This is a genomic window from Cellulomonas sp. (genome assembly GCF_036279715.1).
In the GTDB taxonomy this organism is placed as follows: Bacteria; Actinomycetota; Actinomycetes; order Actinomycetales; family Cellulomonadaceae; genus Cellulomonas_A.
Genome location: NZ_DASUIR010000070.1, coordinates 1 through 13,406, shown reverse-complemented (window position 1 = coordinate 13,406; position 13,406 = coordinate 1). Strand labels below are relative to the sequence as shown.

The 13,406-nt window shown below is 70.4% G+C and carries 12 protein-coding genes and 1 tRNA gene; 5 read left to right on the top strand and 8 right to left on the bottom strand.

What is annotated here, in order from left to right; translation table 11 throughout:
• On the bottom strand, positions 1 to 217 hold a 217-nt coding region (locus tag VFW79_RS07410; RefSeq protein ID WP_329676675.1), incomplete at its 3' end, for a hypothetical protein.
• A 265-nt stretch (positions 218 to 482) separates the two neighbouring features.
• A tRNA-Leu gene (locus VFW79_RS07405) sits at positions 483 to 559 on the bottom strand.
• 148 nt (positions 560 to 707) lie between these two features.
• On the opposite strand from VFW79_RS07405, the gene VFW79_RS07400 reads away from it, so the two are divergent.
• Together VFW79_RS07400 and VFW79_RS07395 are read left to right on the top strand one after the other, a co-directional pair.
• Entirely contained in the window at positions 708 to 1,349 is a 642-nt protein-coding gene (locus VFW79_RS07400; RefSeq protein ID WP_329676676.1) for an ANTAR domain-containing response regulator, read from the top strand.
• A 187-nt stretch (positions 1,350 to 1,536) separates the two neighbouring features.
• Positions 1,537 to 2,802 (top strand): ABC transporter substrate-binding protein, encoded by a 1,266-nt coding sequence (locus tag VFW79_RS07395; protein ID WP_329676674.1) that lies wholly within the window; start codon positions 1,537 to 1,539, stop codon positions 2,800 to 2,802.
• A 210-nt stretch (positions 2,803 to 3,012) separates the two neighbouring features.
• On the opposite strand, the gene VFW79_RS07390 is transcribed toward VFW79_RS07395, so the two are convergent.
• The 4 genes from VFW79_RS07390 to VFW79_RS07375 are packed head-to-tail and all read right to left on the bottom strand — an operon-like array spanning position 3,013 to position 7,127.
• On the bottom strand, positions 3,013 to 3,828 hold the full coding sequence (locus VFW79_RS07390) for an ABC transporter ATP-binding protein (protein WP_329676673.1): 816 nt from the start codon (positions 3,826 to 3,828) through the stop codon (positions 3,013 to 3,015).
• A complete protein-coding gene (locus VFW79_RS07385; protein ID WP_329676672.1) occupies positions 3,825 to 4,742 on the bottom strand; it encodes an ABC transporter ATP-binding protein in 918 nt (305 codons plus the stop codon). The genes VFW79_RS07390 and VFW79_RS07385 overlap by 4 nt, the downstream gene beginning before the upstream one ends.
• Positions 4,732 to 5,718 (bottom strand): branched-chain amino acid ABC transporter permease, encoded by a 987-nt coding sequence (locus VFW79_RS07380; RefSeq protein WP_329676671.1) that lies wholly within the window; start codon positions 5,716 to 5,718, stop codon positions 4,732 to 4,734. Before VFW79_RS07380 ends, VFW79_RS07385 begins: the two co-directional genes overlap by 11 nt.
• Before the next feature lie 11 nt (positions 5,719 to 5,729).
• Positions 5,730 to 7,127: a branched-chain amino acid ABC transporter permease gene (locus VFW79_RS07375; protein ID WP_329676670.1), complete on the bottom strand. Its 1,398-nt coding sequence runs from the start codon at positions 7,125 to 7,127 to the stop codon at positions 5,730 to 5,732.
• Positions 7,128 to 7,391: 264 nt separating this feature from the next.
• Here VFW79_RS07375 and VFW79_RS07370 point away from each other — a divergent pair, with 264 nt between their 5' ends.
• Positions 7,392 to 8,102, top strand: coding sequence for a GNAT family N-acetyltransferase (locus VFW79_RS07370; protein ID WP_329676669.1), 711 nt, complete (start codon positions 7,392 to 7,394; stop codon positions 8,100 to 8,102).
• On the opposite strand, the gene VFW79_RS07365 is transcribed toward VFW79_RS07370, so the two are convergent.
• Entirely contained in the window at positions 8,015 to 8,419 is a 405-nt protein-coding gene (locus VFW79_RS07365; protein WP_329676668.1) for a PaaI family thioesterase, read from the bottom strand. The genes VFW79_RS07370 and VFW79_RS07365 overlap by 88 nt on opposite strands.
• A 109-nt stretch (positions 8,420 to 8,528) precedes the next feature.
• Here VFW79_RS07365 and polA point away from each other — a divergent pair, with 109 nt between their 5' ends.
• Positions 8,529 to 11,168: a DNA polymerase I gene (gene polA / locus VFW79_RS07360; protein WP_414647905.1), complete on the top strand. Its 2,640-nt coding sequence runs from the start codon at positions 8,529 to 8,531 to the stop codon at positions 11,166 to 11,168.
• Positions 11,169 to 11,267: 99 nt separating this feature from the next.
• Here the strand turns inward: polA and VFW79_RS07355 are convergent, their stop codons facing one another.
• Positions 11,268 to 12,092 (bottom strand): class I SAM-dependent methyltransferase, encoded by an 825-nt coding sequence (locus VFW79_RS07355; protein ID WP_329676666.1) that lies wholly within the window; start codon positions 12,090 to 12,092, stop codon positions 11,268 to 11,270.
• Positions 12,093 to 12,297: 205 nt separating this feature from the next.
• Here VFW79_RS07355 and rpsA point away from each other — a divergent pair.
• Positions 12,298 to 13,406, top strand: a 1,109-nt coding sequence (rpsA, locus tag VFW79_RS07350) for a 30S ribosomal protein S1 (RefSeq protein WP_329676665.1), incomplete at its 3' end; no start/stop codon positions are given.

The following is a 13,406-nucleotide window of genomic DNA, read 5'->3' as shown; positions in this document are numbered from 1 at the left end:
GTGGCCTGCCCAACTCGACGGGTAGGGCGGTGGCGCAGCCGCGGAACGGACTCAGGGTCGGGACTTCGACCCGTCGCCCTCGGACGACGAACGGCGCGACGGCATCGTCGCCGAGCTTGAACGGTCGGCGTGCGGGGCGCGCGCCGGAGCGCCACTGGTGAAGCTGACCGGGCAGGAGCGGCTGAGCCTGGCGGAGGCAGTCGCGATCGCCATCCACGACCTCATCCTCTCCTGCCGCAAGTAGCGCCCTGACACCGCGCCGACTGGGCGTCCCCGGAGTCGCGTTCCGCTGAGCAATCAAGCGGTCACAACCGAGACGGAAGCAGACGGTGGCACTCGCCAATTGCCGCGCGGCAGCCTCGACCCGCCGGGGCGCGGGGCTTGAAGAGGACCGGTGCAGCGCAGTTCAGCGGGGATCTGCGCTGAGCCATATTCCACGGGCGTTTCACGCTGCTGCGTCTGCGCAGGTCAGAGCGTAGAAGTGGTGCCCCGAGTGGGATTCGAACCCACACTGGATCGGGTTTGAGCCGAACGCCTCTGCCGATTGGGCTATCGGGGCCGTGGAGCAGGCTACCGCGAAGCGGCGTGCTGACGCTCACAGCCCGATGAGCACCGTTGCCACCTGCTCCGGCATTACGCTGCTCCCTGTGAGCACCAGCGACGTGACGCCGACCACCCCCGCCGAGTCGGCGAACAGCCCCTTCGACCTGACGACGCCCCCGCAGGCGCCCGAGGCCGAGCTGCCCGCCACGGAAGCCCCGTCGCGCCCCGCGCGCCGTGCGGTCGTCGCGGAGGACGAGGCACTCATCCGGATGGACGTCGTCGAGTCGCTGCGCGAGGCTGGCTTCGACGTGGTCGGCGAGGCCGGCGACGGCGAGACGGCCGTCAAGCTCGCGATCGAGCTCAAGCCGGACGTCGTCGTGATGGACGTCAAGATGCCGATCCTCGACGGGATCTCCGCGGCTGAGCGGATCGGCAAGCTCCACCTCGCGCCCGTCGTCCTGCTGACGGCCTTCTCGCAGAAGGAGCTCGTGGAGCGCGCGCGCGACGCGGGCGCGATGGCCTACGTCGTCAAGCCGTTCAGCCCGGCGGACCTCCTTCCGGCTGTCGAGATCGCGATCTCGCGCTACGCGCAGATCACGGCGCTCGAGTCGGAGGTCGCGGACCTCGCCGAGCGCTTCGAGACCCGCAAGCGCGTCGATCGCGCCAAGGGCCTGCTCATGACGAAGATGGGCCTCACGGAGCCGGAGTCGTTCCGCTGGATCCAGAAGACGTCGATGGACCGTCGCCTGACGATGCGTGAGGTCGCGGACGCCGTCATCGAGCAGGTCGGCGGCGCGGCGAGCTGATCGCCGTCGGGCGCCAGTCGCCCGCTGCCCGCCCCTGACGGGCTCTGGTCACGGTTCGGCAACGACCTCAGCCTGACCAACGATCGTCACGTCGCCGACACATGGTGTGCGTAGTTTCCGTCGAAAGCCCCAGGGGCCTTCGACGGCCCCCGGTTCGCTGCACTCGGACAAAGGGGAGTACCCGCACATGACTCGTACGACGTACGCGGCCCGTAGCGCCGCCCTGCTCGGCGCCCTCGCTCTGACCCTCGCTGCCTGTTCCTCGTCCTCCGCAACCCCCGGTAGTACCGCCAGCGGCAGCGGCACACCAGCCAGCGCCGGTGGTCTGGTCGTCGGCACCCTGCTGCCGCAGACGGGCTCGCTGGCGTTCCTCGGCCCGCCCGAGATCGCGGGGGTCAACCTCGCGATCAAGGACATCAACGACGCCGGTGGGGTGCTCGGGTCGGACGTCACGGTCGAGCACGCCGACTCCTCCGACGGTGACCATGCCGAGGTCGCGACCCAGTCGGTGACCGACCTGATCTCCAAGAAGGTCCAGGCCATCATCGGTGCGGCGTCCTCCACCGTGACGCTCAACGTGATCGACGACGTCACCGCAGCCAAGATCGTCCAGATCTCCGGTGCCAACACGGCCACCAAGCTGTCCGGCTACTCGCCGTTCTACTTCCGCACCGCTCCGCCGGACACGGTCCAGGGCGCCGCCCTGGGCTCGCTGATCGTGTCGGACAACGTCAAGAAGCTCGGCATCCTCGTGTTCAACGACGACTACGGGACGTCCCTGCGCGACGTCGTCGTCAAGACGGTCGAGGAGAGCGGGGTCGAGGTCACCTACGGCAAGGCGGGCCAAGAGTTCGACCCGGCGGCGAGCGACTTCAAGAACGACGTGACGTCGGTCCTCGCGACCCAGCCTGACGCGGTCGCGATCATCGCGTTCGACCAGACGAAGCAGATCATTCCCGACCTGGTGGCCGCCGGGTTCGACGCGTCGAAGGTGTACCTGGTCGACGGCAACACGTCGAACTACTCGAAGGACTTCCCGGCCGGCACGCTCAAGGGCGCGCAGGGAACGATCCCCGGCGCGTTCCCGACCGAGGAGTTCCAGGGCCGACTCAAGAGCATCGACTCGACGCTGACGGACTACTCCTACGCGGCCGAGTCGTACGACGCGACCGTTCTGGCCGCACTCGCCGCCGTGGCCGGGAAGGGCACGGACGGGACGACGATCCAGAAGAACATGGCGGCCGTCTCCGGCGCCGACGGCGGTGACGAGTGCACGTCGTTCAAGGCCTGCGTCGCACTGCTCGAGTCGGGCAAGGGGATCACCTACAAGGGTCAGGCGGGCGTCGGTCCGTTCAACGCCAAGAACGACCCGTCGTCGGCGTACATCGGCGTCTACCAGTACCAGGACGACAACTCCTACAAGTTCATGAAGTCGGTCTTCGGCGAGAGCTGATCGATCGCGGTCGCAGGGCCTGAGCACGACGACGGGGCCCGGTGGGGGAGTGATCCCCTACCGGGCTCCGTCGTCGTGGGTCCAGGTCGGCGGTGGTCGGGACCGTGCAGGACGGTTCGAGCTCGGCGGCGACGCGTGTGAGCCTCTGCGGGCGCGCGTGACCGGCTGACGCACCCTGGGCGGTAGGGGCGCGTCAGCCGGTGAAGCCGATCAGCTGGCCGCGGCGTCCTTGTCGACGTCGGCCGCGAGGGTGCCGAGGTAGAGCTCGATGACCTTCGGGTCGTTCATGAGCTCACGACCGGGGCCCGAGTAGGCGTTGCGACCCTGGTCCAGGACGTAGCCCCGGTCGCAGATCTGCAGGGCCCGGCGCGCGTTCTGCTCGACGATGACGATCGACACACCGGCCTTGTTGATCTTCCGGGTCCGGATGAACGTCTCGTCCTGCCGGACGGGGGAGAGGCCAGCCGACGGCTCGTCGAGGAGCAGGACGGACGGGTTCATCATGAGCGCGCGCGCCATGGCCACCATCTGCCGTTCGCCCCCCGAGAGCGACCCGGCGCGCTGCTTGCGGCGGTCCCCGAGCACGGGGAAGAGGTCGACGATGAACGCGAAGCGCTCGTTGAACGTGCGAGGGGCCTGGTACACGCCCATCTGCAGGTTCTCCTCGATCGTGAGCGAGGGGAAGACGTTGTTGTTCTGCGGGACGAACCCGACCCCGCGGCGCACGAGCGCGTCGGCGCGGTGGTTGGTGATGCCCTCGCCCGCGAGGGTCACGCGACCGGACCGGACCGTGACGAGGCCGAAGAGGGCCTTGAGGAGGGTGGACTTGCCGGCGCCGTTGGGACCGATGACGCCGACGAGCTCGCCGGGGTGCACGACGAGGTCGCAGCCGTTGAGGATGTCGACCCCCGGCAGGTAGCCCGCGACGAGGTTCTCGGCGACCAGCAACGGCTCGCCCGCGGGCGCACCTCGGTGCGTGTCGGGTGCGGTGGTCGCAGCGGCGCTGGACGGCGGGACGGCGGTCATGACTGCCCCTCTCGGGTGCGCGGTGGGACGTCGTCCTCGAGCAACGAGTCGTCGCCGAGGTCGGTGTCGTGGTGGGCGCCGAGGTAGGCGTCGATGACGGCGGGGTCCTTCATCACGGACTCGGGAGGCCCCTCGGCCACGATGCGACCCTCGGCCATCACGACGACCCAGTCGGAGATGTGGCGGACCATGTGCATGTCGTGCTCGACGAACAGGACGGTGGTGCCTTCGTCGCGCAGCGCCTGGATGTGTCCCAGGAGCGACTGCGTGAGGGCCGGGTTCACCCCGGCCATCGGCTCGTCGAGCATGATCATGGTCGGTCGGCTCATGAGCGCACGCGCCATCTCGAGCAGCTTGCGCTGGCCGCCCGAGAGGCTTCCCGCGAAGTCGTCGCGCTTCGTCTCGAGCTTGAACCGGACCAGCAGCTCCTCGGCCTGTGCGGTGATCTCCCGCTCCCGGGGCCGCCACAGGCTCGGCACGAGCGCCGCGAAGAGGTTCTCGCCGGGCTGGTGGGTCGCGCCGAGCCGCATGTTCTCGATGACGGTCATGCGGTTGAGCGCCTTGGTCAGCTGGAACGTGCGCACCATCCCGGACCGCGCGACCCGGGCGGCGCTCACGCCGGCGAGCGGCGCACCCTCGAACGTCCACCGCCCGCTGCTCGGTCGGTCGAAGCCGGTCATGAGGTTGAACAGGGTGGTCTTCCCCGCGCCGTTGGGACCGATGAGCGCGGTGATGGCGTTGCGCTGCACCTCGAGGTGGGCGACGTCGACCGCTGCGATCCCCCCGAAGTGCCGGGTCACGTCGTCGGCCACGAGGATCGCGTCGGGCTTGACCGCTCCGGGCGTGCGGTGGACGTGCTGGAGGTCGCGCGCGGCGGTCGTGCGGAAGTCCTGGCCGGTCTGCTCAGCGGACATTGATCGCCAGCTCCTTCTTGTCGCCGAGGACTCCTTGCGGCCGGAAGATGACGAGGAGCATGAGCGTGACGCCGACGATCACCCAGCCGAGCTGCTCGATCTGCCCGGTCGACATCACCGTGTCCGGGATCCCGTCGCGCATGAGCGACTTGATGAGCATGAGGCCGGCCCAGAACACGATCGAGCCGAGCACCGGTCCGAACACCGTGGCCGCACCGCCGAGCAGCAGGATGGTCCAGACGAAGAAGGTCATCGGACGGCCCATCGAGTCGGGCTGGACCGCCCGGGGCAGCACGTAGATGATGCCGGCGAGGGCGCCGATGACGCCGCCGAGCACGAGCGACTGCATCTTGTACGCGTAGACGCTCTTGCCGAGCGACCGGACCGCGTCCTCGTCCTCCCGGATGCCCTTGAGGACGCGGCCCCAGGGGCTGCGGATCAGCAGGAGCACGAAGAGGCACGCGAGGGCGACGACGGCCCACGCGACGATGCGGATCCACCAGCTGTTGGAGAAGTTGTTCGAGTAGTTGAACGGACCGATGTCGGTCGTGCCGTCGGGCAGCGGCGACAGAGCCTGGAACGTGGCCTTGTAGCTGTCGCCGCGCAGGCCGGACGACGCACCCGTGAGCGAGGTCAGCGCGGTCGAGCGGCCGATGAGTCGCACGATCTCCGCGGCCGCGATGGTGACGATCGCGAGGTAGTCGCCGCGCAGCTTCAGGGTGGGGATGCCGAGCACGAGGGCGAACAGTGCCGCCGCAGCGATCGCGACGAGCGCCGCCGCCCAGATCGGCCAGCCGGCGATCGTCGCGATGGCGAAGCCGTATGCGCCGAGCAGCATGAACCCGGCCTGCCCCATGTTGAGGAGCCCGGTCAGCCCGAAGTGGATGTTCAGCCCGATCGCCGCGAGCGCGTAGGCCGCCGTCGTCGGCGCGATGATCTCGCCCGCGACGTTGGTGAGGATGCGTGTCCAGTCCATGGAGACCTCCGTTAGCCGATGCGCTCGGCGCGGCCGAGGATGCCCTGGGGCCGGAAGAGCAGCACCAGGATGAGGATGAGAAGTGCGCCCGCGTAGCGCATGTCGTTGGGGATCACGAGGCTCGACATCTCGACGACGAGGCCGATCACGAGCGAGCCCGCGAGAGCGCCGAACGCCGCTCCGAGCCCGCCGAGCGTCACGGCCGAGAACATCAGGAGCAGCATCGCCCCGCCCATGTTCCAGCTCGTCGCGTTGAGGTAGAGCCCCATGAGGACGCCGCCGAGCCCGGCCAAGCCAGCACCGAGCGTCCACACGATGCGGACGATCCGCTCGACGCTGATGCCCGACGCCGCGGCGAGCGCGGGACTGTCGGAGACGGCCCGGGTGGCCCGCCCGACCCGCGTCGCCAGCAGGAAGTACGAGACGGCGGCGAGCGTGATGATCGCGATGACCACCGAGACGATGGTCATGCGCGTCAGGGTCACCGGACCCATCGTCACGACGTCGGGTGTCGTGGTGACGATGCGCAGCTTGTCGCCGCCGAAGAAGAACTGGAACCCGTACTGCAGGGCCATCGACAACCCGATGGTGACGATCATCTGCTGGGTCGTGCCGACCCGGCGTCTGCGCAGCGGGTGCCACAGCCAGGCGTCCTGCACCCACCCGCTCGTGGCCGACAGGGCGACGGCCACCACGGCCGCGACGAGCAGCGGCAGCCCGACGAGCTGGCAGAACACGTACGCGAGGATCGCGCCGAGCGTGACCTGCTCGCCGTGCGCGAAGTTGCTCAGGCCGGTGGTCCCGTAGATGAGCGACAGTCCGATGGAGGCCAGCGCGAGCAGCAGGCCGAAGACGAGCCCGCTCGCCGCCTGCTGGGCGACCCTGGCGCCGTTGAACCCGCTCCCGCTCCCGGCCTCGCTCGCGACGTCGCCGCCGCCGTCCGAGGTGACCGGCGAGGCGGACGCGGTGCTGCTGGGGGCGGCTTGCGCCATGCCGCTGACGAGGGCGAACCGCACGTTCGTCGAGGAGGCGAGGCGGACCTGGGTCGTGCGCGGGTTCGTCGACGTGTCCGACAACGTCTGCCCCGGCGGGAGGGTCGTGACGTCGAGGGTCACGGTGTACTTCCCGTCCGCGGTGACGGGAGCGCTCCAGGTGCCGTCGGCGGCTGTCGTCGTGCTGACGCTGCCGGCGTCGCCCCCGACGGCGAGGGCGACGCCGGGGAGGGGTTGGCCCGCGGACGACCGGATGGAGCCTTCGACGCAGCCCGTGGCCGCGTCGGGGACGCACGGGCCGTCGGCGGACGCCGGGCCGGCGCCGAGGAACGGGAGGGCGAGCACGGCGAGCGCCACGACGGCGAGGCGTCGCCGCCAACCGCTCAGTGCTCGGCCCTGCGCTGGCACACCACGCACGGGGGACCTCCGTTCGGTGACCGGTCGCTCGCTGTGGCAGATCACAGCGTGTCTCGGCGGGTGTCACGGACAGTAGGAGCCGTATGTGTCGTCGGCGTTTCAGGCGGTGTCACGGCTGTGTCGGATCTTGACCCCGTTCGCGGACTAGGCACGGGGGGCCAGAGTTTGCCATGATGCGACGGACGTCGGAGGCGGGGGACTGCGGCCACGCGGCGGACGGGTGCGCTCGTCCTGCCGGGCATTCCACGACGAAGGAGGTCCGACGTGCGTTCAAGCGCTCAGGTGCGTGCGGCCGAGCCGGACGACCTCACCTCGCTCGTCCGGCTGTGCCTCGAGGCCCGTGCCGAGTCGACGGTCGGGGCCCAGCTCTGCACGAGCGACAGCGAGAGCCTTCGGCACCAGATCGGTGCCCTCCTCGCTGCGCCCGGCGGCGTCGTCCTGGTCGCGACCGTGGACGGCTCGCCTGCCGGTCTGCTGCTCGCGCGCCTCGTCGGGCCGACCGTCTTCAGTGACCTCGTGAGCCTCGCGGTCGAGGCCGTCTACGTCGCTCGGGACGACCGCCGACGCGGGGTCGGGCACGCGCTCATGGCGGGCGCCGCGGAGGTCGCAGACGAGGGCGGTGCGACCGACGTGTACGCCTCCCCGTTGCCGGGCGCTCGCGGCATGCTGCGGTTCTTCGCCCGGATGGGGTTCGCGCCCGCCGCGACGCACCGTGTCGTCAGCACCGCCTCGCTGCAGCGTCGGCTGGCTGGCGAGGCAGCCCCAGGCCTGGGCGCCCGACGCGGGGGCCGCGCCATCGAGGACCTCATCGCGCGCCGTCGGCAGGTCCGGGCTGCGAGCCAGCGGGACCCCGCGGACGCCCGGATGGTCCGCGGGTCGGGTGCAGATCAGGTGCGCGCGGCTGCGATCAGCATGCAGGTCAGCCGCGCGGTGGCGAGCCGCCGCGCCTCGGAGTCCTCGACGACGATCTCGTAGGTCGCGAGGGACCCACCGCGGTGCACGGCCGTCGCGACGCCCGTGACGAGGCCCGTGCGCGCCGAGCGGTGATGGGTGATGTTGAGCTCGATCCCGACGGCGACGCGACCGGGCCCGGCATGAGCGGTGGCGGCGAACGAGCCCAGCGTCTCGGCGAGGACCGCTGAGGCCCCGCCGTGCAGCAACCCGTGCGGCTGGGTGTTGCCCTCGACCGGCATCGTGCCGACTGCACGCTCGGCGCTCACCTCGAGCAGCTCGATGCCCATCCGGGCCAGGAGCGTGGTGGAGGACTGCGGTGCGGAGCCGTCGTCGGTCATGGCAAGTAGGTTGGCACCCGTGAGCGACGAACTGCCAACCGACACCCCCTCCACCGTCGAAGCACAGCGCGAGGCCGGTGGGCGCCTGCTGATCATCGACGGCCACTCGATGGCGTACCGGGCGTTCTTCGCCCTGCCCGTGGAGAACTTCTCGACCTCGACCGGTCAGCCCACCAACGCGGTGTACGGCTTCACCTCGATGCTCGCGAAGATCCTCGCCGACGAGGCGCCGACCCACCTCGCGGTCGCGTTCGACGTCGGACGCACGACGTTCCGCACCGAGCAGTTCCCCGCGTACAAGGCGACGCGCGACGAGTCGCCGCTGCCGTTCCGCGGGCAGGTGCCGCTCATCAAGGAGATCCTCGCCACGATGCGCGTGCCGGTCCTCGAGAAGGAGAACTACGAGGCCGACGACATCCTCGCGACCTTGACGACCCAGGCGCATGCGCTGGGCATGGAGGTGCTCGTCTGCTCGGGCGACCGGGACACGCTCCAGCTCGTCAACGAGTCGGTCACGGTCCTGTACCCGGTCCGGGGCGTCTCGGAGCTCACCCGCATGACGCCCGAGGCCGTCCGCGCGAAGTACGACGTCGAGCCCTGGCAGTACCCGGACATCGCCGCGCTGGTCGGGGAGACGAGCGACAACCTGCCGGGGATCCCCGGCGTCGGGCCCAAGACGGCCGCCAAGTGGATCGCGACGTACGGCGGTCTCGACGGGATCGTCGCGGCTGCCGACCAGATCCCGGGCAAGGCCGGCGAGTCGCTGCGGGCGCACCTCGACCAGGTCATCCTCAACCGGCGGATCAACCACCTCCTGACCGACCTCGAGCTGCCGCTCGGGCCGGCCGACCTTGCGCTGCGGCCCTGGGACCGCGAAGCCATGCACCGCGTCTTCGACTCGTTGCAGTTCACGACCCTGCGGGAGCGCCTCTTCGCGTCGTTCCCGGACGAGACCGCGCCGCTCGTCGAGGGGACCGACGTGCGGCTCGAGCAGCTCGGCTCGGACGACCTGGGCCCGTGGTTGACCGCGCGGGCCGGTCGCACGCTCGGCCTCGACGTGCGCGGCAGCGTCCGGCCGGCAGGCGGCGACGCGTGGGCGATCGCGATCGCCGACGACGCGGGCGTCGCGATCGCGCTCGACCTCACCACGGTCGGACCGGACAACGAGCTGGCACTCGCTGCCTGGCTCGCCGACCCGCACGCACCGAAGTCCGTGCACGCGGCGAAGGGTGCGTGGCACGCGCTCGCCGGTCGCGGCCTCGCGCTGGCCGGGGTGGTCTTCGACACCGAGCTCGCGGCCTACCTGTGCCACCCGGACCAGCGCGCCTACGACCTGCCCGGCCTCGTCACCCGCTACCTGCACCGGGAGCTGGGTTCCGCAGCGGGGTCGGAGGAGGCGGGCACGCAGGGCGCGTTCGACCTCGAGCTCGACGGGTCGGACGAGGCGCAACGCGCCGCGGGTCGTGCGGCCGCGGTGATCGAGCTGACCGACGTGCTCGCGGGCGACCTCGCGGACCGTGGGGCGGACCGGCTGCTCGGCGACCTGGAGCTGCCCCTCGAGGACGTGCTCGCGCACATGGAGCAGCGCGGCATCGCCGCGGACGTCGACTACCTCACCGGGCTCGAGACGTCGTTCGACGCGCAGGTGCAGACCGCCGCGCTCGAGGCCTACGACGTCATCGGCCGGGATGTGAACCTCGGCTCGCCGAAGCAGCTGCAAGAGGTGCTGTTCGACCAGCTGGGGATGCCGAAGACCAAGAAGATCAAGACCGGCTACACGACCGACGCGGCAGCGCTGGCCGAGCTGTACGAGCGCACCGAGCACCCCTTCCTCGCGCACCTCCTCGCGCACCGCGACGCGATCCGGCTGCGCCAGACGGTCGAAGGTCTGCTGCGCTCCGTCGCCGACGACGCCCGCATCCACACGACGTTCCAGCAGACCATCGCCGCGACCGGCCGGCTCTCGTCGACCGAGCCGAACCTGCAGAACATCCCCATCCGGACGGAGGCAGGTCGCCAGATCCGGCGCGCCTTCATCGTCGGGAAGGGGTTCGAGACGCTCCTGACGGCCGACTACTCCCAGATCGAGATGCGCATCATGGCCCACCTGTCGGGCGACGCCGGGCTCATCGAGGCGTTCCGGTCCGGCGAGGACCTGCACAGCTACGTGGCGTCCCGGGTCTTCTCGGTCGCGACGACCGAGGTCACGCCGGCGATGCGGTCGAAGATCAAGGCGATGAGCTACGGGCTGGCCTACGGGCTGTCGTCCTTCGGTCTGTCGAAGCAGCTGAAGATCGAGGTCGGCGAGGCGGCCGCGCTCATGGACGACTACTTCTCGCGGTTCGGCGGCGTGCGCACGTACCTCACCGGGGTCGTCGACGAGGCGCGGGCGACCGGGTACACCGCGACGATCCTGGGCCGCCGGCGCTACCTGCCGGACCTCACGAGCGACAACCGCCAGCGCCGCGAGATGGCCGAGCGGATGGCGCTCAACGCGCCGATCCAGGGCAGCGCCGCGGACCTCATCAAGGTCGCGATGCTGGGGGTCGAGCGCGAGCTCACGACGCGTGGCCTGGCCTCCCGCATGCTCCTGCAGGTCCACGACGAGCTCGTCCTCGAGGTCGCACCGGGGGAGCGGGACGAGGTCGAGTCGGTCGTGCGCGAGCAGATGGGGTCAGCCGCGGACCTGTCGGTGCCGCTCGACGTCTCGGTGGGCTCGGGCGCGAACTGGCACGACGCCGGGCACTGAGGCTGATCGCGGGGCCGGGGCCCGGCACCTGAGCCGGGGATCCGGGCCCGCGGTGCTGAGTGGGGAGCTGACCCGGCGGGCCAGGTGCCCCCGCTGTCGTCAGCGGTGCGTGACGAAGATGGCGGTTCCCGGCAGCCGGGCGCCGCGGACCGGTCCCCAGCCGCCCCAGGTGCGGTCGTTGTCACGGGGCCACTCGGGCTCGACCAGCCGGTCGAGCACGAAGCCCGCGGCCGCGAGCTCGGCGACGTGGTCGCCGAGCGTCCGGTGGTACTCGGCGTACAGCACCCGGCCGGACGCTCCGATCTCCACGTAGGGCCGACGGTCGAAGTACGAGCGCGTCGCGGTCAGGCCGGCCTCGCCGGGGTCGTCGGGGAACGCCCAGCGCACGGGGTGGGTGACCGCGAAGACCCAGCGCCCACCGGGCCGGAGCACGCGGGCTACCTCGCCGTGCACGCGGTCGGCGTCGGGCACGAACGGGATCGCACCGAACGCCGTGAAAGCGACGTCGAACGACGCGTCGGCGAACGGCAGAGCACGCGCGTCGGCGTGCACGAGCGGGGTGCGCACCCCGGCCAGGGCGTCGTAGCGCGCGCCCGCAGCCAGCATCCCGGCCGACACGTCGGTCGCGACGACCTGCACGCCGCGACGCGCAAGCCAGCGCGAGCACTGGGCGGCGCCCGCACCGATCTCGAGCACGCGTGCCCCCGCGAGGTCGCCGAGCAGGTGGGCGTCGGCCTCCCGCAACCCCTCCGGGCACCAGCAGAAGTCCGCTGGGCCGAGGAAGTCGCCGTGCTCGTCGAGGTACTCGTCGGCGTTCGCGTCCCACCACGACCGACCGACGCGGCCGCCCTCGGCCGCCGGGACCTCGCGGTAGCCGGCGTCGGCCAGCGGGTCGAGCGGCTCGCTGTGCGTGCGCTCGCTCATGCGGCGGCTCCTTGACTGGCCGGTGGTGCGTGGACTGATGCGTGGACTGATGCGTGGACTGGTGCGTGGACCGTACGTGCTTTGACCCGTCCTGCGCACGGCAGATAGGGTGGACGGCGGTGCCGCGTGACTGAGCGGCGGCACCGTCAATCCAGCACGATCCCTGTCCGCACTAGATCCTGTCCGCAACGGAGCCCACCCCTACATGAGCATCTCCACCCCAGCGAAGTCCGCCACGCCGCAGGTCGCCATCAACGACATCGGCACGGCCGAGGACTTCCTTGCTGCGATCGACGCCACCATCAAGTACTTCAATGATGGCGACATCGTCTCCGGCACCATCGTCAAGGTCGACCGCGACGAGGTCCTCCTCGACATCGGTTACAAGACCGAAGGCGTCATCCCCTCCCGCGAGCTGTCCATCAAGCATGACGTGGACCCCGGCGAGGTCGTCAAGGTCGGTGACGAGGTCGAGGCGCTCGTCCTCCAGAAGGAGGACAAGGAGGGTCGGCTGATCCTGTCCAAGAAGCGCGCACAGTACGAGCGCGCCTGGGGCACGATCGAGAAGATCAAGGAAGAGGACGGCGTCGTCACCGGCACCGTCATCGAGGTCGTCAAGGGCGGCCTCATCCTCGACATCGGCCTGCGCGGCTTCCTGCCCGCGTCGCTGGTCGAGATGCGTCGGGTGCGCGACCTCCAGCCGTACGTCGGCAAGGAGATCGAAGCCAAGATCATCGAGCTCGACAAGAACCGCAACAACGTCGTCCTCTCGCGCCGTGCCTGGCTCGAGCAGACGCAGTCCGAGGTGCGCTCGACCTTCCTGCAGACGCTGCAGAAGGGCCAGGTCCGTCCGGGCGTCGTGTCCTCGATCGTCAACTTCGGTGCCTTCGTGGACCTCGGTGGCGTCGACGGGCTCGTCCACGTCTCCGAGCTCTCCTGGAAGCACATCGACCACCCCTCCGAGGTCGTCGAGGTCGGTCAGGAGGTCACCGTCGAGGTTCTCGACGTCGACTTCGACCGCGAGCGTGTCTCCCACTCGCTCAAGGCGACGCAGGAAGACCCGTGGCAGGCCTTCGCCCGGACGCACGCCATCGGCCAGGTCGTCCCTGGCAAGGTCACGAAGCTCGTCCCCTTCGGCGCGTTCGTGCGCGTCGAGGACGGCATCGAGGGCCTCGTCCACATCTCGGAGCTGGCCGTGCGCCACGTCGAGATCCCGGAGCAGGTCGTTCAGGTCGGCGACGACGTCTTCGTCAAGGTCATCGACATCGACCTGGAGCGTCGCCGGATCTCGCTGTCGCTGAAGCAGGCGAACGA

Coding starts and splice junctions, on each gene's coding strand:
- VFW79_RS07395 (WP_329676674.1), top strand. CDS start 1,537: ATGACTCGTACGACGTACGCGGCCCGTAGCGCCGCCCTGCTCGGCGCC.
- VFW79_RS07365 (WP_329676668.1), bottom strand. CDS start 8,419: ATGACCGACGACGGCTCCGCACCGCAGTCCTCCACCACGCTCCTGGCC.
- VFW79_RS07385 (WP_329676672.1), bottom strand. CDS start 4,742: ATGTCCGCTGAGCAGACCGGCCAGGACTTCCGCACGACCGCCGCGCGC.
- VFW79_RS07355 (WP_329676666.1), bottom strand. CDS start 12,092: ATGAGCGAGCGCACGCACAGCGAGCCGCTCGACCCGCTGGCCGACGCC.
- VFW79_RS07390 (WP_329676673.1), bottom strand. CDS start 3,828: ATGACCGCCGTCCCGCCGTCCAGCGCCGCTGCGACCACCGCACCCGAC.
- polA (WP_414647905.1), top strand. CDS start 8,529: ATGGCGTACCGGGCGTTCTTCGCCCTGCCCGTGGAGAACTTCTCGACC.
- VFW79_RS07380 (WP_329676671.1), bottom strand. CDS start 5,718: ATGGACTGGACACGCATCCTCACCAACGTCGCGGGCGAGATCATCGCG.